We start from the raw sequence: 22,799 nt of genomic DNA, 5'->3' as shown, positions 1-22,799 counted from the left end.
GCCCAGCCCGCCCCCACCAGTAGTAGGTTGTAGGCCGCCGATCCCAGCATGCGAATCTTGCAGGGAAAGGGATTCTCCAGCACCGAGGTGCTGCGGGCGCAGAGGCTAAAGAACTGCGTTTTGTCGGGGGTGGCCTCGCTGCTGTGAATTGGGCGACCGTTGCAGTAGGCTCCACTGGGCATCTCCAGCCCGCTATCTCCTGTCCAGTAGCCGTAGAAAGATTGCCCCAGGGGCGGCATGGCCACGTAGCCAAACACCGGCACACCTCGGTACAGCAGCCCTAGCGAAATGCCCCAGACCGGAATGCCGCGAGTAAAGTTGGTGGTGCCGTCAATGGGGTCAATAATCCAGCACCAGTCGGTGGCGGGAAAGATGTGCTCGACCTCTTCGCTGAGCACGCCGTGGTCGGGGAATTTTTCACCAATGGCGGCGCGAATGGTGTCGTCGGACCAGCGATCGCACCTCGTAACCAAGCTGCCATCGGCCTTCAGATCGGCCTGCACCTGACCAAAGTCTTCGAGCAGCTTTTGTCCCACGGTTTTGGTTGTGGCCTCGGCAAAGGCCAACACCTGATCCCAAAAGTTTTGTACCGCCATGCCTAGTCCATATCGCTTTCCAATGCAGCGGTGATCGCCGCCTTGGCGTTGGCCTGAAATTCTTGAATATCGACCCGGCTGAGCAGCCAAATCGCAATCATCATGCCTACCGCCTGGAGGGTAAACACCAGCCCGTAGGCCAAAAATGCTTGGGGCTGGCCCACTTCCCCTGTGCTGCCAAAGGCTCTAAGGATGGCGCGGCCCAGGTCTAACACGCCGCCGCCAAGGACTGTGGCACTGCCCCGGGCGATCGCCTGAGCCAGCCCCCAGGCCCCAATAAAAGTGCCCGCCGTCTCGGCTACGGTTAAGTCCAGCATTAGCACGATCGCCCCCAGGGTGAGAATGCCAGAGGCAATGCCAAAGCAAAATACCGCCGTCAGTAGCACCGACGGATTGCCCGTCAGCCCCGATAGGGTAATGCCCAGCAAACACACTGCCGCCCAGGTACAGCCCACTACCACCGTACGCTTTTTGCCAATGCGGGGTACCACCAGCCAGCCGGTAGTAATGATGCCCAGCAGCGTACCCATGCCAAAGGCGGCATTGAGCTGGGTGGTTTCGGCAATGGTCATGCCAAACACTTCGCCGCCGTAGGGCTCCAGCACGGCATCCTGCATGAACAGGCTGAGGCTAAGCACCAGCAAAAAGGTAAAAAACAGCCCCGTCTGGCGGCTGGCGGTAAGCACTTTGAGGGCGCGACCCAGGGTAAGGCTGTCTTCCCTGTTTCTAAGGGCAGATCGACTTTTGAGCCGAGAGTACTTTTTCTCGATGCCTGCCGTACTGAGAAAGGCCAGGACGCAGACCACCGCCGGGGCAATCACAAATAGACGGTTCACTAGTGACTGCACCTGCTCGATTGGCGCATCTAGCCCAATCGGCTTGAGCACAATGGAGGTGATAATCACCCCGGTGATGATGCCGACCATCAGCATGGCCCAACCAATGCCCACCAGGCGCGATCGCGAATCTTCGTCCGACACATCCACCAGCAGCGCCGTAAACGGGGTCGAGGTAGCACTCAGCGCCAGCCCGTAGACCGCAAACAGCAGCCCCAGCAGCCCCACCCAGGGGTACACCGCTGGCCCCCAGCCTGCCTCGGCAATGCGATCGCCGATTTGCCACACCACCTGTAGGGCGCAAAACGCCGTCACCGCCACTGTACCAATGCCCAACCAAATGTAGCCGCTGCGGTGGTAGCCAAAAATGGGCCGCGAGTCCGACATTTGGCCAAACCACACGCGGGCCGGAGCCATGAATTGATGCACTGCGATCGCGCCCGCCGCCACCAGCGCTGGCACCCGCAGTTCTTCAATCATCACTCGATTGAGCACTCCCAGGGTGAGCAGCGACATAATGCCCAGACCCATGTTAAACACCCCTAGCCGCAGCATGGTCAAAATGCCGAGGTTGGGCTTGGGGGTGGCCGATGAGCCAGAAGCCGAAGGCGAGACATCGGGGCTAGTCATAGGTCGTTGTAGAGATCGTTACAAAAAAGCCTAACCAAACAACCGCAAAGCCTACAGCGGATAGTAATACATTAGACCCTAATTAGCCGGGCGCAAAACCAACTCTGGCAGGCTCATCTGCCAGGCATCGTAGCCAACGCCAGTCAACCTAAAGTTTGTGATTTTGACAGTTTTAAGCTGAGAGGCTTGTTGCCGGGGATATTTCCGTTTCGTGCCGCATAATCAGGCAAAAAAAGCCAAATATTTGAGTTGGCGCTAATCGGAGTAGTTGTATCGCAGGGTCTAAACAGCAGGTTCAGACATAGTTGAAGACGCCGGGCAAGGTGCAGGATCGCAGTGGCAGCGGCCTCAAATTTAACTCCATCCTGCTGCCGCCTTACTTGAAACGTGCCAGTAGTGTAGAGGAACTGCTGCCACGGCTGTTTCTCAAAAGAAAGGACAACCCGGTTGCACCACTGGCACAGACCAGAGTGCTACTCTAAATCGCCGGGAGTATTGTAATGAGTGGCCTAGATTGGTTGCCCCAAGCTACCCGGCCAGATAGTTTTCATTGGAGGTACACCATGACATCCCTTAAGCAATCGCTGAAATTTGCCGCTCTGGGGCTGGCCGCTGTGGCCGCTGCCGTGGGCCTCAGTACGGCGCTACCCCAGCCCACCCAGGCTCAAACCGGGTTAACCATCTTTGGCGGCGTCGAACCCGAGTATCGCCTCGGCTACCTGATCGATTTCAACACCCCGTACAGCACCAACGCCCGCTACTACCTCAACATCATGCGGACCAAACTGCCCCGCGATGTTATTTCGCTTGAAGTTGACTATCCCGACACCTTTACCGAAATTGGTGGCCGCATCGACCCTAACAAAATTGAGCTTCGCAGCGGGGACTGGCGCGGCGGAGAGGCCATTCCGCTGAAGGTGGTCGATCTGTATGAAGATGAAAACCGGATTGAAATCATTCCAGAAGAGCCCATTCCTGCCAACACCAACCTGGTATTGGTGCTCTCCGACGTTCGCAACCCCCGCCGCTACGGCTACCACTACTTCAACCTGCGCGTGATGTACCAGGGCGATGTGATTAACCAGTACGCTGGCACGTGGCCCATGGAAATTGCCTCTGACACCAATCAGCGCCGTTAGTCGTAGTTTGTGCTACCGTAGTAGACTGTGACTTTTTATCAGCAACAGGCAACGCCATGAGTAAGCGCACCTTAGAGGGCACCAACCGCAAGCAGAAGCGAACTTCCGGGTTTCGCGCTCGTATGCGCTCCCACACCGGCCAAAACGTGATCAAGGCTCGTCGCCGCAAGGGACGCGCTAAGCTCGCCGTCTAGCCCCACTGGGGGATAGTTCAAACCGTGGGCGGCAAGCATTTTGGCCCTGGGGCTACCAAAAGCTCCAGGGCTATTGCTGTTTATAGAAATACTATTGAGATGCTAGGGGTTAGGCCGTGCTACCCAAACACAACCGACTGCGGCGATCGCGGCAGTTTTCTCAGGTCTATCGGCAGGGCAAAAAAGCCGTTTCGGCCCATCTGATTATGCGGGTCTGGTCGCTGCCCGCTGCCCATAGCGAGAAGAGTCCTGGCCTCGATGGCCCCTGCATTGGTATTGTCATCAGCCAAAAAGTGCACAAGCGGGCGGTGGTGCGCAACCGCCTCAAGCGCCAGGTTCGCGCCGCCCTTAGAACCCTGCTGCCCCGTCTCGACCCCTCCCTTTGGATCGTGATTAACCTCAAGCCTGAGGCCACCCAGTGCGAATATGACGAATTTTTGCGAGAATTAGAGCAGTTGTTCACCAAGCTAGAGGTAATCCATGGGCATTCGTGAGGATGTGTTCTATGAGGGCGGTCCCCACATTGGCGATTTAATCGTCAACGTGCTGCTGGGCTTCACTATTATTTGCCTTCCCCTCACGGTTGGGGCGATTACCCGTGCCCTATGGCTGCGCTACCGCATCACCAGTCGACGCATTTCGGTGACCGGCGGCTGGATGGGGCGCGATCGCACCGACCTGATTTACAACGAAATTAGTAAGATTGTCACAGTGCCTCGGGGTGTTGGTCTCTGGGGAGACATGGTGGTGACCCTCAAAGACGGCAGTCGCCTAGAACTGCGCTCTATGCCTCGCTTTCGGGAAGTTTACGAATACATCAACGAGCGCATTTCTCCCAAGGCCAAAGCCGCCAGCGGTGCCGTTGGCGAAGTGTGAACCTACGGCAATCCGCCACCAACCGGGCGGCTTGCCTCCCCGACTATGGGGTAGATTAGGTAACTGAGCAGTTAATGTAGTATCCCCTGTTGCAGGGTTCAGGTGCCCATGGATTTTGGAATTGGATTTCTGACCAACAACATCATGTTGCCGATCCTAGATTTTTTCTACGGGATCGTGCCCAGCTATGGGTTGGCCATTGTGGCCCTCACCCTGGTAATTCGGTTTGCGCTGTATCCGCTCAATGCTGGGTCTATTCGCAATATGCGACGCATGAAGGTGGCCCAGCCCCTCATGCAAAAGCGCGTCAAAGAAATCCAAGAGCGCTATAAAGACAATCCCACGAAACTCCAAGAAGAGATGAGCGGGGTTTATAAGGAGTTTGGCAACCCTTTGGCAGGCTGCTTTCCAGTGCTGCTGCAAATGCCTATTCTCTTTGCCCTGTTTGCCACCCTGCGGGGGTCGCCGTTCGCTGACATCAACTACGACGTCAACGTTCAGGTCTTTCCCCAGGAGAAAATCGAGCAAATTCAGCCCCAGGTGTTTACCACCCCGCCTAAGGCAATCTATGTCTCCGACGGTTCGCACTTCCCCATCTCGGCGGTCGTGCCCGGTGGCAACAAGCTTGTGGTTGGCGAGAAGACCGATGTGCGCCTGCAAACCGCCGAGGGCGAATCGATCGAGTCTTTGGTCACTCAGTACAACGACGATATCGACAGCTTTAAGCCCCGCTGGGAAGTCACCAAGGGCGATGACGTCATTTCGGTGGATGAAGCGGGCCATATCACCGCCCTGGCCCCTGGTGAGGCCACTGTGCGGGCGCAGGCTCCTGGTCTGGCTGCCAACAAGGGCTTTCTGTTTATCAAAGCCCTGGGCCGTATCGGTGTAACCGGCGATGATGGCGCTATTCACTGGGATATTTTGATCATGATCCTGGGGTTTGGGGCCAGCTTGTACCTCAACCAGGTGCTCTCAGGGCAGGGGGCTACCACCACCGACAACTCTCAGCAGGCGGCGGTAAATAAGTTCACGCCGATCATCTTCTCCGGCATGTTCCTATTCTTTCCGCTGCCCGCCGGGGTGTTGATGTACATGTTGATCGCCAACATCTTTCAGACCCTGCAAACCTTCATCCTGTCTCGGGAGCCGCTGCCTGAGAACCTGCAAAAAATCGTCGATGCCGAAACCAAAACCAAGGCCGAAGACGATAGAAAGACCCTGCCCTTTGAGCCTGGGCGCAGCAAAAAGAAAAAGGCATAACCCATGGTCACTGAAGCTGCTACCGCTGGCGTGAACTGGCTAACTAACCTGCTAACCATGCAGGGGTTGGCCTCTACCGTCAGCGCCCACCCGGTCGAAGATGAGTCTGGCGAAAGCTGCTGGCTCACGATCGCCGAAGAGCCGTTGTCACCAGAGCAGGTGCAGGCCCTGATTGGGGATGGCGGCGCAGTACTTGACTCGATTCAGTACCTGGCGAATACCACCTTAAATTTGGGCAAGGGTCAGGATGAGCAGCAGGCCTTCACGATTGAGCTGGCGGGTTATCGGGCCAAGCGCTTAGCAGAACTCAAGACTATGGCAGCCGAAGCGGCTGAGCGGGTATTGGCCAGTGGTGAAGAGTACGAGATGCAGGGGCTGTCCTCCGCCGAGCGGCGTCAGATGCACCATTTTTTGGCTGCCCACGAGGGGTTAGCCACTTTCAGTCGAGGTCGGGAGCCCGATCGCCGTCTGGTCGTTTGTATGGCGGGTCAGGCCCCCAACGCTGACAATTAGGCTCTGGCTAAAACCACCAAGCCAAAATCACCGCACCAAATGTATCAAGACGGCTTGGAGATAGCGCGAGCCATGGGAGGGATGAGCAATGGACAACGTGTATATACCCCATCTGCTACAGCGGCTTGAGAAGACCCTCACCGTTGATCTAGACACGCATCTGGCCGATCTGGAGACTTTGACCCCCGTGCGGGGAGAACTGACCGTCATTCATCAAGGTACCTATTTAGAGGTCAAAGCCAGAGCTAACACAATTGTGACGCTGAGCTGCGATCGCTGCCTGAAGACCTATAACCACCGGGTGGCCATTGCTCCCCAAGAGCTGATCTGGCTCGAACATGAGCCAGACCCCGCTACCCTACCCCTAGAGCGGGAGGTAGCTGTCGACGACCTAGTCGAAACCCTGCCCCCCAATGGTCACTTTTACCCCGAAACCTGGCTCTACGAGCAAATTTGCTTAGCTCTACCCCAGCCGCAGATCTGTGACGAAGACTGCCCCGGCATTGACGTGGGTAAGCCTGCTCAGGCTAAACCTGTAGATCACCGCTGGTCGGCCCTGGCCCAGCTTCAGCAGCAGTTCCAGCAGCCGGAGAGCTAGGGTCATGGGGTTTACCGAAGAGCTAGGGCTGCTAATTCGAGCCCGCTACCCAATTGTTTATATTGCCACCGCCGAAGAAGAGCGGGCCGAGACCGATATTGCCGCTTGTGCAGCCGCACAGGGCAACCGGGCGCTCTACACCTGGGACTTTGTGGATGGCTACCAGGGCAACCTCAACGATGCTGGCTTTGGCAAGCGCAACCCATTGCAGGCGCTGGAACTGGTCGAAAAGCTGCCCGCTACCGCCCCGGCGGTGTTTGTGCTGCGTGACTTTCATCGCTTTTTAGACGACGTTGCGATTTCTCGCAAGCTGCGCAACCTGGCCCGCCGCCTCAAGGCTCAGCCCAAAACCCTGATTATTCTCTCGGCTCAGCTCAGCATTCCCGATGAGCTGAGCGAAACGGTAACGGTGCTGGAGTTTACCCTGCCCGATGCTGCCGCCATTCGCCAAGAGGTGCAGCAGCTTTTAAGCGCCACTAGTACCAACCTGCCGCCGGGCATGCTGGAAGAGGTGGTGCGCACCTGTCAGGGGCTATCGCTGGAGCGGATTCGGCGGGTGCTGGCTCGGGCGATCGCCTACCATGGGGCCTTTGACCCCAACGACCTCGACCTCATCCTTGACGAAAAGCGCCAGAGCATTCGCCAGACCCAAATTTTGGATTACTACCCCGCCAAGGAGCAAATCTCTGACATCGGCGGTTTGGATAACCTCAAAGACTGGCTGCTGAAGCGGGGGGCGGCGTTTTCAGAAAAGGCGCGCCAGTACGGCCTGCCCCACCCGCGCGGGCTGCTGCTGCTGGGCATTCAGGGCACGGGCAAGTCGCTGACCGCTAAGGCGATCGCCCACCACTGGCACCTGCCCCTGCTGCGGCTCGACGTGGGCAGACTGTTTGGCGGCTTGGTAGGCGAGTCTGAAGCCCGCACCCGCCAGATGATTCAGCTGGCCGAAGCTTTGGCCCCCTGCGTGCTGTGGATTGACGAAATCGACAAAGCCTTTGCAGGCATGGATGGTCGGGGCGACTCAGGCACCGCCAGCCGAGTCTTTGGTACTTTCATTACCTGGATGGCCGAGAAAACCTCTCCAGTGTTTGTGGTCGCTACCGCCAACAATATTCAGGCACTGCCGCCTGAGATGCTGCGGCGGGGACGCTTTGACGAAATTTTCTTTGTCGGCCTGCCGACCCAGAGTGATCGCCAGGCTATTTTTGAGGTACATCTCTCCCGTCTGCGGCCCCACACTCTCAAAACCTTTGACATTTCCCGATTGGCCTACGAAACCCCCGATTTTTCGGGGGCTGAAATCGAGCAGGCGATTGTTGAAGCGATGCACCTGGGCTTTAGCCAAAACCGCGACTTTACCACCGACGACGTTCTGACCGCCGCCAGCGAAATGGTGCCCCTGGCCCGCACCGCCCAAGAGCAAATCGAAGCCCTGCAGGCCTGGGCAGCAGCGGGTAAAGCCCGAATGGCCTCTCGCAGTGGCCTGGACCCCAGGCTGCGCCCTACTCTGCCCGATACCGATTGACAGGGTCGATGTCGATTGGGCGGGGGTGCTGTACCATTAGCAAGCTGTAAACGATTTTTTGGCCGGTTCCGTCCATGAAAGGATTTTTCATTGGCCTATCTAAGTTAACTTTGGGCGTTGCGATCGCCCTGATTTTGCTGTCGATGGCTGGGGTAGCCACTGCCCGCTACTTTATGGGACGTCTCTCGGTGCTGCCGCCTAAACCCCTCTACGGCGATGAGATGCCGACCGAGTCTGAAGCCGCTCCTGAAGCCACACCCGAAGGTGCTCCCGAGGCCGCTCCCGAGCCGACCCCAGCGGTAGAACCGCCGCCTGAGCCCGCCCTTGAACCCGGTACCTATGAGGCCGTGGTGGTGCAGCCCATTGGGTTGGTCATGCGTGAAGGCCCAGGGGTCGAGTTTCCCCAGGTGGGGGGCGTAGACGTCAACGAAGCGGTGGTGGTGCTCGAAGAACCCGCCGATCAAGATTGGGTCAAGGTGCAGGTGGTCTCTAACGGTCAGGAAGGCTGGGTCAAGGCGGGCAATACTCGCCGAGCGGAGTAATCCTATTCCCTAAGCTGAGGCTGTTCTCGCGATCGCATCTGCTACTTTCCTGGGGAAAATGTTAACTAATTTAACTAAGCCTTAAGCTTGGTATCAGTTACCCGGTGTGGTCTGCTTTGACGAAAGACAGGGTGATAGCGTGAGGTCTGAAAAGCAACCTAATCTTTGGGTTGGGTACGTGGTTTCTCTGACAGCTGCGGCCTCATTCTCCTGCGTTATATCCTGCTTTTAAATACACCCATGCATAACCTACAAAAAGACTGGATTGGCTCTGTGGCGATCGCGGCCCTAGGCGCTGGCATTATCACCTCCTTTGCGGTAGCCCAGGGACAAAACCCGCTGGTGGGCTTAGCTATTACGGCCTTCGCCGCTGTTTCAGCCGTAGCTATCGATCACTTCCTTTAGAGCTTGGCCTGAGACGTAATACTACCTTGACCACCCATCGTGGGCGCAATGGTTGCCCCTAATGGGTGGTTTAGTTATGAGACAGTGCGTTAGCAAGCCTCAGCTATCAAGTTAGCCACAGCTGAATCAGCCACAGAAGGGCTAGATGGCCTGGGTAGAAGGCATAGAACCACCGTGCTTTTGGCCCCCGTTCGCCATTGGCTAGCCAAAACAGCAGCGGCACCACGATCGCGGGTAGCTGAAATGGCCCACCTATTGACGCCCAAATGAGGTGAAACCCCACCCAGGCGATTGCCCACGACAGCCGAGGGCGAAAGTAGCGGGTGAGAAAGATCAGCGCGATGCCATAGCTGCCATAGCCCATGCTGAGCAGTTCACTCAGCCCTGCGCCACCTAACCAAATGGGAATTCGAAACTTGGGAAACTGGCGGTCTAAGCGCAAACAAACCAAACCTACCAGCAGCTCAAATAAAATGTTCAGCCGAGTAGTATTAAAAATTAGCTGGTAGATCGGTTGAGATACCACGCCTAAGGCCGCTAGCCTGAGGCCATAGCGCCCTATATCTCGGGTGTGCGCCTCGCCCTGCACCAGCAGCCAGATAAACAGCGGAAAGCTGATTCGCCCAATGATGCGAAGCCCAATCGCACCGGGGAAAAACACCACGCCGATGTGGTCGACTAGCATGGTTACTGCCGCTAAAAGCTTGATGTGGTAGCTGGTCAACCCCCAGGGAGATGGGTTTCGCATGGGCGGCACTGTGGTTTCCTGCTCAGCCCTTCTGGTGTACCACAGCGACAAGGAGCGGGCCACTGGCGGGGGGCTAGACCACAGCCTGGAGTGGATCATGCGATCGCATCAGCACGGGCAAGCGCAAAAAAAGACGCCCCGAAGGACGCCTTGATCAACGCTTAAAAGGACTGAGATAGCGGCTTAGCGGTTGCCGGGGGTGCGGCCACCCTCATCATTGCTGCCGCCGTGGGGACGCGAGTTGCCGGGGTCGCAGCCCTCGGCACCGTTGCCAATGCCCTGGTTACAGGCCTGCTTGCCGTCATCGTCGTCGTCATCATCATCACCATCATCGTCATCATCATCACCATCATCGTCGTCGTCATCACCATCGTCGTCGTCACCATCGTCATCGTCATCGTCGCCGTTACCCACTTCAGTCACGCTGGTGTCAGAGGTGGTTTCGGTCGTGGTAATGGTTTCAGTAAGGCTAGAAACATTGGTGCTATTGACAATGTAGGCCGACTCGATGGTTTCGACCTTGCCCAGGTAGGCGAGCGCCTGATAGACAAAGCCACAGGCTTCCGAGCGCGAAACGACTTCAAACAGATTTAGCTCGGTAAGGGTAGGGTAGTTTACCAAAATGCCTCGCTCTACCAGCGCCGCAATCACGACGCGATACTGACTAGGAATTTGGCTGGCGTCGCTAAAAATGCTCAGCAGGCTATCGACCGACTGGCCTGAGGTCACTTCAGTAATGTTGAGCCCCCTGGCCAACATCACCAGCATATCTAAGCGGGTCATGGAAGCGTCGGTGTCAAAAGCTCCGTTAGAAATATCCAAAAAGCCCATGGTGTAGGCTTTCTGAATGGCTCTGTAGGCCCAGTAATTGCTGGAGACATTGCGCAGGGCGACAATCTGGCGAGTGGCAGGTTGATCAAATGCCTGAGCAACCATTGCGGCATACTGGGCTTTGGTCAGGCTATTCGACGGCAAAAAACTACCGCTCGGAAAACCGCTGACGACATTGATGGCAGATAAGCGATAGACAAAGTCGCTAGCCCAGTAGTTCGTTGAAATGTCGCTAAAGCTGACCTGGTTGATGGTAGTGGTGGTGGTGGTGCGGCGCTGATAGATAACTTCGCCCGATTCTACGTCGTCGTCATCATCGTCATCGTCATCGTCGTCGTCGTCGTCTTTGGTGTGGGCAGCCTCTAGGGCCTGGTCTAATAACGCTTCGTCTTTGAGCCAGTCAAAATTTTGAATAGGACCGCCAGATAGCTCACCTGCTAGGGCGATCGCGGCCCCGCTACCAAGAGCTAGGGTCGCTAAAACAGCTGAGAGAGGCGCTAAACGCAGCAGTTTGGCCCAGTTAGTTTGAGTCATCTCGTTCATTCCCCGTAGAGTCGTTTGTGTGCAATGGTGATGGTATATAACCACTCCTACAGCTCCGCTAAGTCAGCGACTTCCGCAGTTTTTCCGCGTTATCGACCGAAATCAGGGTACTGATGATTGCTAATCTCCAGAGACGAGCTAAAACTCCTTGTGTTGCGGATTTATAGCCCCTTTACGCAACGCCTATTCGATCTTTGCAAATCCTTAATAAATAGCCAAATTGAGCCTAAATTAGAGATTTTCTTGCAATTACAAAAAAACTCTAGCGATTGGTTTTTCGGTTGGCCTACAGCGCTGCCCAACTGGGTTATAGTCATTTCTCAACCAAAAAGTCCCCCACTGGGCAAATAGCCATATAGCCGCCGGTACGGCGGCGCTAACGCCCAACGAGATTGTCTATTGGCCTAGTACGGCGGCCCCTTCATAGAAAAAGATACCGGCCACACAGCCGGTCATCAGAGTGGCGAGGGTACCGGCCCAAAGGGCTTTCCAGGCGACTTCGCTGATGTCTTTGCGGCGGGAGGGCACAATGCCGGTGAGGCCGCCGACGAAGATACCAACCGAGGGCAGGTGGGCAAAGCCACAAAGCACGTAGCTGACAATCACCAGGGCGCGATCGCTCAGAGTTCCCGCTGCTGACGCATTGGCCAGACCAATATAGGGTGGAATCGCTGTTTCGAGCAGGCGGCGACCAATTAGCTGTGACGACAGCCACAGTTCGGGCCAGTCGAGCGAAACCCCCGTGAGAAAGGTGAGGGGCAAAAACAACGCTCCCATGATGTTTTGCAGCGTGATGACGCTAAACACCTGGCCAATCACTCGCCACAGCGCCACCTCGCTGGTGGCCAGCGAGGCCAGATTGGCAAACACCAGGTCAAGGAGGGCAATCAGGCCCAGAATAGCGATCAGCGCGGCCACGATGCCTACGGCCATTTTGACCCCGTCGAGGGCACCGAGGATGAGGCTATCCATAGGGCTTTTGCGCTCATCATCGGCCATTTCAATGGCAGGCACTTTGCCCAGAGTCTCGGGCATGTCTTGCTCAGGCACCAAAATCTTGGCCAGCACAAAGGCCGCTGGAATCGTCAGCACCGAGGCCGACATCAGGTGCCCTGCAATGGAGGGAAAGACCGGCCGCAGGTAGCCAGCATAGAGCCCCAACACCGTGGAGGCAATAGAGCCAAACATAGAGGCCAAAATGGCGCACAGCTCGCTGCGGGTCATGCGCTCTAGAAAGGGCTTGATGGCGATCGCAGACTCAATGCCGACAAAAATATTTGCCGCCCCCGCCAGCGCCTCGGCCCCGCTGATATTCATAGCCCAGCGAAAGAAGCGGGCGAACACCCGCACAATGGGCTGCACCACCCCCAGGTTGTACAGCAGCGCAAAAATAGCGGCAAAAAACACCACCTGAGGCAGCGACCTAAAGGCAAAAATATAGCCCAGATTGAGATTGTCGGCTCCCAGGCGATCGCCGGGTATAGCGGTAAACGGCGGCGTCAGGGCGCGAGCAATCCAGCGACCGGCCCCGGCAGGGCCAACCGACTGATTAAAGTCGGGCACAAAAATAGGGCCAAACAAAAACCGCGCCCCGGCGTCAGACGCATCGATCAGGGCATTGAGAATTGAGCTTAGCCACACCACCACCTCACGGGTGAAGGGCAGCAAAAAAATCAGCACCCCCACCAACAGCTGAATACCAATGCCCCACTGAATCAGTCGCCACGGCACCTGCCGCCGATCTTCTGAACCCAACCAGGCAATAAAGCAAAGACCAAAAATCCCCAGCAGCGAAATTAAACGCAGTGCCATCGCGTGCCCATTCTCCTTTTGGCCCAAAGTTACGAGTCTGCCACCGATTATGCCGAAGAACGCCGCCAGCGAATCATGCCGTTCCAGAACTTAATCCAAGGGAAGGGGATAGATGCAATGTATAAAGCGGAACCGCGAACCGTAGCCCTAAAACCCAAAACCTAAAACCTTCCTTCCAGACTGCCCCATAATGGAACTGCCCCCCCGCCTCACACCATGGAAGCTTTTTCCCCTTTTCCGCCCGATTGGGCTCAGTCGGCCACCCACGCCACCCAGTTTTGCTGCCCTCAGTGCGGAGCCGAGAGCCGCCAGGCCAAAGCGGTCTGGATCAACCGCCGATCGCCGGTCTACGGAGCCGACCACCGCCGCAAATGGCAGGAGTTTTACCACTGTGGCGAGTGCGCTACCCCCTGGTGGGCCTGGAGCAGCGATCGACCTCCGTCGCCCTACAACAGCCTCGACAATGATGACGGCGACCTGTTTTAAGATAGTTTGGCCCAGGCACTTCTCTATTCAGACCCGTTTGAACGTTCAAATGTTCAAATGCCGTTACCCATGATCGTTAACCCTCAACCCAAGACCCTTCACGTGTTTGGCAGCCTCAACATGGATTTGGTCTGCCGCACGCCGCGCCTGCCCCAGCCGGGAGAAACGATTTTGGGTACCGACTTTAAGACCCTGCCCGGCGGCAAGGGGGCTAATCAGGCGGTGGCGGCGGCTCGCCTGGGGGCTGCGGTAGCTATGGTCGGGCGGGTTGGAAAAGATGCCTTTGGCCAGCAGCTGCTGAACGGTTTGCAGAACGCTGGAGTAGATGCCAGCGGGGTGATGGTCGATGCTGGGGCACCAACGGGGGTGGCGGCGATCGCCGTCGATGACTCTGGCCACAACACCATTGTGGTGGTGTCAGGGGCCAACGGCCGCGTGGACGATCAAGATGTCGATCGGCTGGTGGCCCGACTGCGACCGGGCGACAGCCTCTTACTACAGTTTGAGGTGCCGCTGCCCGCCGTGATAGCTGCCGCCAACGCGGCCCAGGCTCAGGGAGTGACTGTCATCGTCGACCCGGCCCCGGTCCGTGGCGATCTACCCGCTGAGTTCTTTAAAGCGATAGATATTCTCACCCCTAACCAGATTGAGGCGAGTCAACTGACGGGGATGAGCATTACCGACATTCCCACAGCGACAGCCGCCGCTTGCCGCCTTGTGCAGCGGGGAGTGGCCATCGCAGTCGTAAAGCTGGGCAGCCAGGGGGCCGTGGTTGCTACAGAAGACCACAGTTTTCATCAGTCAGCCCTACCGGTCAATGCGATCGACACCGTAGCGGCGGGAGATGCCTTTAATGGCGGCCTGGCCGTGGCCCTGGCTGAGGGAATGGACCTGGAGGAGGCGGTGCAGTTTGCCAGCGCCGTCGCTGCTGCCTCGGTGATGGTGTCGGGGGCACAGGGGTCAATGCCGGAGCGATCGCAGGTAGCGGCCCTGCTGATTGGTCTCAAGCATCCCTAGTCGTCTGCCACGCTAAGAATGACAGATTTAGTGGGGTTTCTTGTAGGGGTTCAGGGTTCAAGGTGTAGGGTTTAAGGCCGACCGTGAACCGTACACCTTAAACCTTAAACCTCAATCACCACCCTCAGGTTGCCTCGCTTACGCACCACTCGACAGGCGGTGGCCTCCTGCGATCGCTCAAACTCTAGATCGAGCAGGGTTTGCCCCACCTTAAAGTTGTTGATCGCCATATAGCTTACCGAGGCAGGCAGGGTAGGTTGCACAATGCGCAGGCAGTTATTGGCCGCATCGGGCACCAGGTTCACCATAGTTTGCAGCATTTGAAACATGGTGCCAGTGGCCCAGGCCTGGGGAGAACAGGCCACCGGATAGCGCACGGGCCGACTGTTGGGGGTGCGCTCAAAGCCGCAAAATAGCTCGGGCGGACGCTGATAGGGCTGTACAACGGTCATATCAAAAATGCCCTGGGCAATTTCGAGAGCCTGATCGATATAGCCCAGCGACCTGAGCCCGGCGGCAATCATGCCGGTGTCGTGGGGCCACACCGAGCCGATGTGGTAGCCCATCGGGTTGTAGGCTGGGGAACTGCTGCTGAGAGTGCGAATGCCCCAGCCGCAAAACATATCGGGGGCCTGTAGCCGTTCGGCCACGCTGTGAGCTTTTTCGGGCGAAAGAATGCCCATTCCCAAGCAGTGCCCTGGGTTGGAGGTAATGCTGTCGACCGGCTGGCCCTGACCGTCGAGGGCGAGGGCCACGTAGCCCTGCTCTGGTAGCCAAAAGTCGCGCTCAAAGCGCTCTTTTAGATCGTGGGCCTCGGCCTGCCAGCGATCGCGCAGGTCGGGACGCTGCATGAGGTCGGCCAGCGGGGCCAGGCGCGTTTTGGCAGCATAGACATAGCCCTGCACTTCTGAGAGCGCGATCGCCCCTTCGGCCAGCTTGCCCGCCGCATCGACAATGCAGTCGACCGAATCTTTCCAGCCCTGGTTGACCAAGCCCCCTGGCGACTGGCAGTGGTAGGTAACGTAGCCGGTTTTTTCGCTGCTGCGATCGATCCAGTCCATGGCGGCCAGGGCGTTGAGCCATAGGTCTTCGAGCAGGGCGCGATCGCCCTTCCAGGCATAGTAGTCAGCGTAGAGCACCAGCCACAGAGGGGTAGCATCGACTGTGCCGTAGTAGGGGGTGTGAGGCACCTCGCCACTGCGCGACATTTCGCCCAACCGCAGCTCGTGGAGAATTTTGCCCGGCTCTTCTTCGCGCCAGTCATTGTGCTGTTGGCCCTGGTACTGAGCCAGCACGGTTAAGGTTTGGCGGGCCAGGGCGGGGTCAAAGATCAGGGTTTGCATCGCCGCAATGATCGAATCGCGGCCAAACAGCGTCGAAAACCACGGTACGCCCGCCGAGAGCACTTTGCTCTCCCCAAAGGTCTGTCCCAGCAGGTAGATATCCTGCTCGGCTCGCTCAATGATTTGGTTGAGGGCGCTATTGTCGGTGCGAATAGAGGTTACTCCCTCGCGCCAGCGCTGCTCTGCCATGGTTTCTGCCGCCACGGCCTGGCCCAGCGTCGCCGGAATGTTGACCGATGACCACGGCTGATTGTCTAAGAAGGGCTGTAGGCGGTAGCCCAACACCTCAGTAGCGTGGGGCCGCAGCGCCACCCGCCAGATCGCTGTGTAGCCCTCAAACCGATCGGGCGATCGCAGATAAAACTGAAGTCTCGACTCCATCAGCAGCCGGTCAACCCCTTGATAGGCCAGGGTGAGTTCTTTGCCATCGCCGCTGAAGTGGCCGTTGTTGAAGACGGAGCCTGACTCCGCCGCCAGCTTCACCGGGCGCAGCAGTGTCCCGGTCTGCTCTCGCACCTGACCTCGAATTTCAAATAGATCGGCAAAATCAGCGTCAAAGCTAATGCTCAACTCAAACTCGACAGGTTCAGTGCTGTAGTTGGTCAAGGTGAGTTCCTCAAACAGCCCCCCTTGCAGCACCAGATCCCGCTGAATGCCAATGGTCTCGGCGCGAATTTCGTTATGGTTCTCGTTGCCAGGAATATAGGGATTGGCACACAGGGCCGAGAGGGCGAACCCCTGCTGGGCGGTACTGCTGAGTAAAAGCGGCGGCTGCCCTTCAAACTGTAGTTCTAACCGACTGAGAAACCGAGTGTCTCGGCAAAACAATCCCATGCTGGAGGTGACTTGAGTCTCCTCACAGCCAACCACGTTGCCCAGGGTATCGGTAATCAAAAATAAATCGTTGCCCTTCAGGGTCAGCGTGGGCTGCTGCCGCTTGATGGCGGTGTAGGGCCATTCTGGCACCGGCACCTGCTGGGCGGGGGCAAAGGTGCGCCCGCCGAGTTCCACAATGTGGAGAGATTCTGCGGCTGAGTCAAACCCCAGCTGATTTTGATTAGACAAGTCACTCATAGTTATGCTGCTTACAAACCTGGTTGCGTTGAGGTCAAGGGTGGGGGAATTAACCGCATATCCTACTCATCCCCCATCCCGGTTAGACCCACCACTCCACTCCACTGAGGTTAAAACCGCAGGTGGTCTATAGGGTAGCTTTGACGGGTTCTGGTCGCCTAGGTCGTAGATTGGCCCTGGGAGTTTGCAGCCGATAGGTGCGCTCAGCGCGATCGCCCAGCACCTGCCGGTATACGGCCTCGTAACCATTCACCATGCGCTCTACGCCAAAGTTAAGGGCGACATGGTCGCGGCAGGCTTGACGACTAATGCGGTCAATGCGCGTCACCGCCTCTACGCCGTCATCAACGCTGTGGCACAAAAAGCCGGTCTTACCGTCGATCACAATTTCTGGGGCCGAGCCTAGGGCCATAGCAATCACTGGGGTGCCGCTGGCCATCGACTCAGCCATCACCAGGCCAAAGGGTTCTGGCCAGGAAATAGGAAATAGCGTAGCGGTGGCCTTGCCGAGCAGCTCTTTTTTGCGGGACTGGCTAACTTCGCCAAAAAACTGAATTTGCTCCCCATCGATTTGCGGAGCGACCTGGGCCTCAAAAAAGTCTTTTTCTTCAAAGCTGACTTTGCCCGCCATTTTGAGCGGCAGGCCGCTGCGCTTGGCGATTTCGATCGCCCGGTGGGGGCCTTTGGCCTCTGACATGCGCCCCAAAAAGACCAGGTAGGGCGGCTGTTCTGGCTGGGGGTAAAAAGTGAACTGCTCTACGGCGATCGCGTTGTAGACCGTCGCCACATAGTTCAGCTCTAGTTCGGGCCGTTGATGGGCATTAGAAATACTGATTAAATTTTGCTGCCGGTGCTGACTAAAGAGCTGCTCACAGCGGGGGGTAAAGGGTAAATGCAGCGTGTGCACCACTGGGGTCTGGCTGCGCTGGGCGTAGGGCAGTGCCGCTGCCCCCACGTGGCAGTGAATAACATCAAATTCATGGGCCATAGCAAAGATCTTGACCAGCTGCTGCTGCTCGTAGCGCTTATAGTCGGGTGGCAATACCCCAAGGGGGCGCAGGGCGCGATCGCAGCCAGGCACCAGCCGGGCCGATGTTTCTGAATCACCCGTTGCAAACAGTGTCACCTGGTGCCCAAGCCGCACCAGTTCTTCCGTCAATAAACTGACAATCATCTCCGTGCCGCCGTAGGCTGATGGCGGCACTTGCTCCCATAAAGGAGTAACCTGTGCTATTCGCATAAAATCCTCTCAAACTAGCTCAGCTAGTCGATAACGTGTAGTGAAATAAAAATTGAGTCTGCTAAAGATGGGCCTACTAGTAGACCCGGTAAAACAATCGATTGCAGCTTTGATCAAGGCTGACTACAGCATTGACTATCTAAAAAAAATGTGGGTTTATCTTCAGAGGGAGATTGAGACTATGGCGTTAAAAACCATTCAAAAGTGGTAAGCTCTGCTCCCAAAGGCAGACCTCATAGATTTTTAAGCCTCAGGATTTAAAAAACTGTTCCGGGTTTTTGCCTACTTAATTTCTGCCTACTTAAAGGGCTGCAGCGACAATAGCTTTTAGGCAGCGGTGGAGACAATCAGGGCAGCGACTCAGGTAGCATACCACCTTAATTACTTGACTCATCTTTGCTAGTGCCACATCCAGTACCCAAAGAAGCATATCCTTAGGCATAGATTGGCGTCACGGCTGCTCTCAGAACAGGGTTTCAGTCGTGCTTCCTGCGGCTATAGTAGCCACTTTGTCGTCTGAAGAAAGCCCGAATTCGCTAAAATTAGGTACGACTGAGGCGATCAATGGCACGACCTAAAGCCCATGAGTGGCGGACCGAACTGGATGACCTCATGCGCGGCATTGCCGGGGCATTTCTGTTTGGTGCGCCCTTTCTCTACACCATGGAGGTCTGGTGGAAGGGCAACTTTACCTCCCCACCGCGCATGATGCTGATTTTATGTATTGCCTACCTGTCTCTGGTGCTGCTTAACATTAAAGGTGGGTTTCGCGCCCAGCAGCCCCGTAGCTACGCTCAAATTTTGGCTGAAAGTGCCGAAGGACTGGCGATCGCGCTATTCGCCGCTGCCCTGAGCCTAACGTTGATAGGCATCCTCCGCTTTGAGATCGGGGTGGACGCCATTTTGGGTAAAGTGATTACCTTGTGTTTGCCCTTTGCGATTGGGGTGGGCATTGCCAACAACATTCTGCTCAAAACCAACGGCGACGACGCTGACTCGACCTCCAAACGCGATGGCTCCGAAGGGTCGATCGTAGATCATCACTGGCACAAGCGCGCCTGGCGAAGCACCTTGTCCGATGCGGGGGCGGCGCTACTGGGGGCCATCATCGTCGGGGCTTCCATTGCCCCTACCGACGAAATTCCGATGATTGCCAGCTCGCTATCGCCCGTGCGGCTGCTCTTGATTATGGCTAGTTCGCTGCTGCTGTCGTACATTATTGTGTTTGCCGCCAATTTTGGTGGTCAGCGGCGGCGGCGATCGCAGCCCGGCTTCTTTCAAGGCCCCATCAGCGAGACGTTGGCCTCCTATCTGATTTCGCTAGCCATCTCTCTACTCATGCTGTGGCTGTTTCAGGTCATTCGCATTGGTGACCCGGTCAATCAGTGGATAAGCTATATGATCGTACTCGGGCTACCCTCCACCATCGGCGGAGCCGCAGGCCGCTTGGCGATGTAACCGATACCCCTATGACCGAACAGCCTATCCGCAATCGAGCCGAATGGATTTCCCTGGGCATTTCGCTAACCTTGTTGGCCGGCGTAGTGGGCACCGTGATATCGCTCTGGCTCCAACCGTCGCTCAAGCCCGCTGAGTTTACGGTAAAACGGGGCCAGGTGCGAACCTCAAACAACCAGTACTACCTACCCGTTACCATCCAAAATGAAGGTGACGCCACCGCCACTCAGGTTACCGTCGAAGGCACGCTAGAGACCGCCAATACCGAAGAAACTGCCACCACTACCTTCGATTTTGTCCCCGCCCGCTCTGACGCGGAAAGTGTCCTGATTTTCAGCCAGGAGCCAGCCGCTGCGATCGTGCGGGTCGTTAGCTACCAGGAGCCCTAAGGGCCATACAGTGTGAGGCCAGCCTTGTGGAGTTAGTTCAGCCGCACGACCGGCTGATTATCCAATAGGGTATTGCCGGTCAAAATATCTTCTACCGTAATTCGCAGCAGCCGATCGCCATCGACTCGAAACAGCACCCGGACGCGATCGCTGCCGGGAAACCCCAGCGGGTCGAGCTGAGCGATCGTGCGTGCGCCCTCCCGGTCGTTTAGCGGCTGCACCGAGGGGGCATCGCCGCCCAGCTGGCGCGTTACCAGGCGACCGTTCTCGAAGTACACCTCGGTTTGGGTACTGGCGGCCCCCAGCTCGCCCACGATTAGCTCAATGCTGGGCTGCTTTTCCACCGAAGCGCCCAGGGTTAGCTCCACCGGCTGGACCATTGGATAGGGCTGCCCCTGGGGCAAAATTGAGTGCCAGCCGTGGCGGTTGTTGCGCCGGTCCCAGTAGCGAATGCCGTAGCTGTGGTAGAGAAAGTCTTCGACCGCTAGGCCCTGGGCAATTTGCAGTGCGCCCTGGGCGACGGCTTCAAAGGGGCGATCGCACCTCACCTTCTCGGCCCCAAACCGCTCTATCACCCACCGCTGCAATGCCGGTATTTGGGCCGTGCCGCCCACCAGCAGCACCGCATCGATCGCATCCTGGTCTACCCCCTGGCGCTGGCCCTGCTGCACCACCTGGGCCAGCCCTTTTTCCAGCCGCTCAAAAAACTGATTTTGGCTGAGAATGGCCTCGAACTGGTCGCGGGTGAGGGCCAGGTCGTAGGTGTCAAAGGTTTCGTCATCAAAGTAGGCTTCTGCTGCCTCGGTTTGCGTTGACAGCGCAATCTTCAGTCGCTCTGCCAGTCGCTGCACCACCGGCCCATCGGGCACGCCCTGAGTTTGAAAGTGCGCCATCAGCCACTGGTCAATGTCGGCTCCGCCCAGGTTTTCTCCGGCTTTGGCCAGCACCCTCGCCACTTCCGGCTTTTGGGTGCTGGTTTGCGCGTTACCCTGCCCGCGCCACTTGAGCAAAAACCCGACAGGCTGCCGGGCCGGGGCCACCAGTCGCACCAGCGACCAATCGAGGGTGCCGCCGCCAAAATCGAGCACCAGCAGAGTTTGCTCCCCGCTCAACCCGTAGCCCAGGGCGGCGGCAGTCGGTTCATCAATCAGCCGCACCTGGCTAAAGTCGAGGGCGATCGCCACATCCCCCAGCCAGAGGCGATAGGCTTCGAAGCTGTCTACTGGCACCGTTAGCACCAGGCTGTCGTCGTCTCCGGCAACTTGGCGCACCTGGGTGAGCAGCGATCGCAAAAACCACTCCCCTAGCTGCTCAAAGCTCAGCGCCTGCCCATCGATCTCTGGCAAAAAGCCCTGCAAAGGTGCGCCAATACCCCGCTTGATATTGGCAAAAAACCGGGGGTCGGCGGTAATGTCAAGACCGCGATCGCGCACCGCCTGCCCCACGACTACGCCATCGGCCTGGGGTTTTTCCACATAAACCAGGCTGGGCACCAGAGGGGGCACACCCTGCAACTGCGAACTTAGCCCCGGCAGAGCCAGCGTCTCCGGGCTTTCTGTCGCCGGGTTCCAGCGAGCAATGACGGTATTACTGGTGCCAAAATCAACCGCAATAGCCATGGGTGCAGGCGCAACGACATAGCTTTTAATCCTACCGGGAGTGGGTATCGCTAGGAAGGGTATCGGTCTTATCCACCGTGGCCTGCGATTTATGGGGCCACCACTTCATCACCACGAGCGCCAGGGTAATCACCGTCAGCGGGATCACAAACAACAGCATGACCCGGCTAAACAGCCCCAGGCTTTCATGGTCTGCGGCCCGCAAAATCAGGAAGGCGGTGTAAGCCACGTAGTAGCCGCTGAACAAACCACCCTCCCAGCGCGAAATTACATTGCCGGTCAGAAAAATGGGCAGGCAGGCCAGCGCTACCGCTAGCATGACCGGCAGGTCAAAATTCAGCACCGCATTGGGAATGGGAATCCCTGACCCCGATGATATTGACGTTATCCCCAGCACGGTCAGAATGTTAAAAATATTGCTGCCCACCACGTTACCCACGGCAATGTCGCGCTCGCCCCGGAGAGTAGCTACCGCCGAGGTCGCTAGTTCTGGCAGTGATGTGCCCGCCGCCACAATGGTCAGCCCAATCACCAGCTGACTCACGCCCAGCGATTGGGCAATGCTCACCGCCCCGCTGACAAACAGCCGCGATCCGCCCACCAGAGTTACCAGCCCAACACCCATGTAGGCGAGGTTAATCATCCAGGCCAGGCGGCCCACCGAGGTCGAGCCATACTCGCGCTCGTACTCGGACTGCACCTCAGCATTGGTTTCTTTACGGCTTTGGTAGACCAAAAATAGGGTGTAGACCACGCTGCCCAGCAGCAAAATAATGCCGTCGCTGGGCTGCAGAACGCGATCGAGGGAAAACAGCAGCAGCAGCCCCGAAATACCCACCATAATCGGCACATCTAGCCGAATTAGCTGCTGAGCCACCGGCAGCGGAGCCACCAGCGACGACAGTCCTAAAATCACCAGCACGTTAAAAATGTTGCTGCCAATCACGTTGCCCAGAGCAATATCGCCCTGGCCCGCCAGGGTAGACTGCACGCTGACCGCTAGCTCGGGGGCGCTAGTGCCGTAAGCCACAATGGTAAGGCCGATGATCAGGGGCGAAATGCCTAACAATCCAGCCAGTTTGGCCGCCCCCCGCACCAGGGACTCGGCCCCCACCAGTAACAGCC

24 protein-coding genes and 1 pseudogene are annotated in these 22,799 nt (G+C 57.3%); 16 read left to right on the top strand and 9 right to left on the bottom strand.

Features of this window, described 5'->3' with window-relative positions:
- Both IQ273_RS13670 and IQ273_RS13665 read right to left on the bottom strand, forming a co-directional pair.
- On the bottom strand, positions 1 to 596 hold a 596-nt coding region (locus tag IQ273_RS13670), incomplete at its 3' end, for an inositol monophosphatase family protein (protein WP_194023731.1).
- A gap of 2 nt (positions 597 to 598) precedes the next feature.
- The gene (locus IQ273_RS13665; RefSeq protein ID WP_194023730.1) at positions 599 to 2,062 is read right to left on the bottom strand and encodes a BCD family MFS transporter; all 1,464 of its coding nucleotides are present in this window, start codon (positions 2,060 to 2,062) and stop codon (positions 599 to 601) included.
- A 305-nt stretch (positions 2,063 to 2,367) separates the two neighbouring features.
- Between IQ273_RS13665 and IQ273_RS35775 the strand changes: the two are divergent.
- The 11 genes and pseudogenes from IQ273_RS35775 to IQ273_RS13610 form a co-directional block, all read left to right on the top strand.
- Positions 2,368 to 2,493, top strand: a pseudogene (locus IQ273_RS35775) (IS256 family transposase); the annotation flags it as partial.
- Between the two features lie 132 nt (positions 2,494 to 2,625).
- Positions 2,626 to 3,201 (top strand): DUF2808 domain-containing protein, encoded by a 576-nt coding sequence (locus tag IQ273_RS13655; protein WP_194023729.1) that lies wholly within the window; start codon positions 2,626 to 2,628, stop codon positions 3,199 to 3,201.
- A gap of 56 nt (positions 3,202 to 3,257) precedes the next feature.
- Positions 3,258 to 3,395: a 50S ribosomal protein L34 gene (gene rpmH / locus IQ273_RS13650; protein ID WP_072015962.1), complete on the top strand. Its 138-nt coding sequence runs from the start codon at positions 3,258 to 3,260 to the stop codon at positions 3,393 to 3,395.
- 116 nt (positions 3,396 to 3,511) lie between these two features.
- The gene (rnpA, locus tag IQ273_RS13645; RefSeq protein WP_194023728.1) at positions 3,512 to 3,889 is read left to right on the top strand and encodes a ribonuclease P protein component; all 378 of its coding nucleotides are present in this window, start codon (positions 3,512 to 3,514) and stop codon (positions 3,887 to 3,889) included.
- Positions 3,876 to 4,271 carry a PH domain-containing protein gene (locus IQ273_RS13640; protein WP_194023727.1) on the top strand — a complete coding sequence of 132 codons (396 nt, stop codon included), beginning with the start codon at positions 3,876 to 3,878 and terminating at the stop codon, positions 4,269 to 4,271. Before rnpA ends, IQ273_RS13640 begins: the two co-directional genes overlap by 14 nt.
- Positions 4,272 to 4,379: 108 nt before the next feature.
- Positions 4,380 to 5,531 (top strand): membrane protein insertase YidC, encoded by a 1,152-nt coding sequence (yidC, locus tag IQ273_RS13635; RefSeq protein ID WP_194023726.1) that lies wholly within the window; start codon positions 4,380 to 4,382, stop codon positions 5,529 to 5,531.
- A gap of 3 nt (positions 5,532 to 5,534) precedes the next feature.
- Complete coding sequence (locus tag IQ273_RS13630) at positions 5,535 to 6,044, top strand: R3H domain-containing nucleic acid-binding protein (RefSeq protein ID WP_194023725.1); 510 nt, start codon at positions 5,535 to 5,537, stop codon at positions 6,042 to 6,044.
- A gap of 88 nt (positions 6,045 to 6,132) precedes the next feature.
- Positions 6,133 to 6,642 carry a DUF177 domain-containing protein gene (locus tag IQ273_RS13625; RefSeq protein WP_194023724.1) on the top strand — a complete coding sequence of 170 codons (510 nt, stop codon included), beginning with the start codon at positions 6,133 to 6,135 and terminating at the stop codon, positions 6,640 to 6,642.
- A gap of 4 nt (positions 6,643 to 6,646) precedes the next feature.
- Complete coding sequence (locus IQ273_RS13620) at positions 6,647 to 8,167, top strand: AAA family ATPase (RefSeq protein WP_194023723.1); 1,521 nt, start codon at positions 6,647 to 6,649, stop codon at positions 8,165 to 8,167.
- Between the two features lie 74 nt (positions 8,168 to 8,241).
- Positions 8,242 to 8,709, top strand: a complete 468-nt coding sequence (locus tag IQ273_RS13615; protein ID WP_194023722.1) for an SH3 domain-containing protein — start codon at positions 8,242 to 8,244, stop codon at positions 8,707 to 8,709.
- Between the two features lie 240 nt (positions 8,710 to 8,949).
- Positions 8,950 to 9,114, top strand: coding sequence for a hypothetical protein (locus IQ273_RS13610; protein WP_017296515.1), 165 nt, complete (start codon positions 8,950 to 8,952; stop codon positions 9,112 to 9,114).
- Between the two features lie 106 nt (positions 9,115 to 9,220).
- Here IQ273_RS13610 and IQ273_RS13605 read toward each other — a convergent pair whose 3' ends face one another.
- Complete coding sequence (locus IQ273_RS13605) at positions 9,221 to 9,862, bottom strand: TraX family protein (RefSeq protein WP_194023721.1); 642 nt, start codon at positions 9,860 to 9,862, stop codon at positions 9,221 to 9,223.
- A 10-nt stretch (positions 9,863 to 9,872) separates the two neighbouring features.
- On the opposite strand from IQ273_RS13605, the gene IQ273_RS13600 reads away from it, so the two are divergent.
- Positions 9,873 to 10,016: a hypothetical protein gene (locus IQ273_RS13600; RefSeq protein ID WP_194023720.1), complete on the top strand. Its 144-nt coding sequence runs from the start codon at positions 9,873 to 9,875 to the stop codon at positions 10,014 to 10,016.
- A gap of 29 nt (positions 10,017 to 10,045) precedes the next feature.
- On the opposite strand, the gene IQ273_RS13595 is transcribed toward IQ273_RS13600, so the two are convergent.
- On the bottom strand, positions 10,046 to 11,227 hold the full coding sequence (locus IQ273_RS13595) for an S-layer homology domain-containing protein (RefSeq protein ID WP_194023719.1): 1,182 nt from the start codon (positions 11,225 to 11,227) through the stop codon (positions 10,046 to 10,048).
- Positions 11,228 to 11,632: 405 nt separating this feature from the next.
- Positions 11,633 to 13,048, bottom strand: a complete 1,416-nt coding sequence (locus tag IQ273_RS13590) for a NupC/NupG family nucleoside CNT transporter (protein WP_194023718.1) — start codon at positions 13,046 to 13,048, stop codon at positions 11,633 to 11,635.
- 216 nt (positions 13,049 to 13,264) lie between these two features.
- On the opposite strand from IQ273_RS13590, the gene IQ273_RS13585 reads away from it, so the two are divergent.
- Together IQ273_RS13585 and rbsK are read left to right on the top strand one after the other, a co-directional pair.
- Positions 13,265 to 13,534 carry a hypothetical protein gene (locus IQ273_RS13585; RefSeq protein ID WP_194023717.1) on the top strand — a complete coding sequence of 90 codons (270 nt, stop codon included), beginning with the start codon at positions 13,265 to 13,267 and terminating at the stop codon, positions 13,532 to 13,534.
- A gap of 69 nt (positions 13,535 to 13,603) precedes the next feature.
- On the top strand, positions 13,604 to 14,551 hold the full coding sequence (rbsK, locus tag IQ273_RS13580) for a ribokinase (RefSeq protein WP_194023716.1): 948 nt from the start codon (positions 13,604 to 13,606) through the stop codon (positions 14,549 to 14,551).
- A 104-nt stretch (positions 14,552 to 14,655) separates the two neighbouring features.
- Here rbsK and IQ273_RS13575 read toward each other — a convergent pair whose 3' ends face one another.
- On the bottom strand, positions 14,656 to 16,968 hold the full coding sequence (locus IQ273_RS13575) for an amylo-alpha-1,6-glucosidase (protein ID WP_194023715.1): 2,313 nt from the start codon (positions 16,966 to 16,968) through the stop codon (positions 14,656 to 14,658).
- Positions 16,969 to 17,095: 127 nt separating this feature from the next.
- Complete coding sequence (locus tag IQ273_RS13570) at positions 17,096 to 18,208, bottom strand: glycosyltransferase family 4 protein (RefSeq protein ID WP_194023714.1); 1,113 nt, start codon at positions 18,206 to 18,208, stop codon at positions 17,096 to 17,098.
- A gap of 564 nt (positions 18,209 to 18,772) precedes the next feature.
- Between IQ273_RS13570 and IQ273_RS13565 the strand changes: the two genes are divergently transcribed.
- Both IQ273_RS13565 and IQ273_RS13560 read left to right on the top strand, forming a co-directional pair.
- Complete coding sequence (locus IQ273_RS13565; protein ID WP_194023713.1) at positions 18,773 to 19,666, top strand: TIGR02587 family membrane protein; 894 nt, start codon at positions 18,773 to 18,775, stop codon at positions 19,664 to 19,666.
- Positions 19,667 to 19,677: 11 nt separating this feature from the next.
- A complete protein-coding gene (locus IQ273_RS13560; RefSeq protein WP_194023712.1) occupies positions 19,678 to 20,055 on the top strand; it encodes a hypothetical protein in 378 nt (125 codons plus the stop codon).
- Positions 20,056 to 20,087: 32 nt separating this feature from the next.
- Here the strand turns inward: IQ273_RS13560 and IQ273_RS13555 are convergent, their stop codons facing one another.
- Positions 20,088 to 21,674: an Hsp70 family protein gene (locus IQ273_RS13555; RefSeq protein WP_194023711.1), complete on the bottom strand. Its 1,587-nt coding sequence runs from the start codon at positions 21,672 to 21,674 to the stop codon at positions 20,088 to 20,090.
- A gap of 31 nt (positions 21,675 to 21,705) precedes the next feature.
- Positions 21,706 to 22,797 carry a calcium/sodium antiporter gene (locus IQ273_RS13550; protein WP_228052986.1) on the bottom strand — a complete coding sequence of 364 codons (1,092 nt, stop codon included), beginning with the start codon at positions 22,795 to 22,797 and terminating at the stop codon, positions 21,706 to 21,708.
- Positions 22,798 to 22,799: the final 2 nt, after the last annotated feature.

It is taken from the genome of Nodosilinea sp. LEGE 07298, from assembly GCF_015207265.1.
Lineage (GTDB): Bacteria > Cyanobacteriota > Cyanobacteriia > Phormidesmidales > Phormidesmidaceae > Nodosilinea.
Note: the sequence above shows the minus strand (reverse complement) of the source record. Positions and strands in the feature narration are given on the sequence as shown.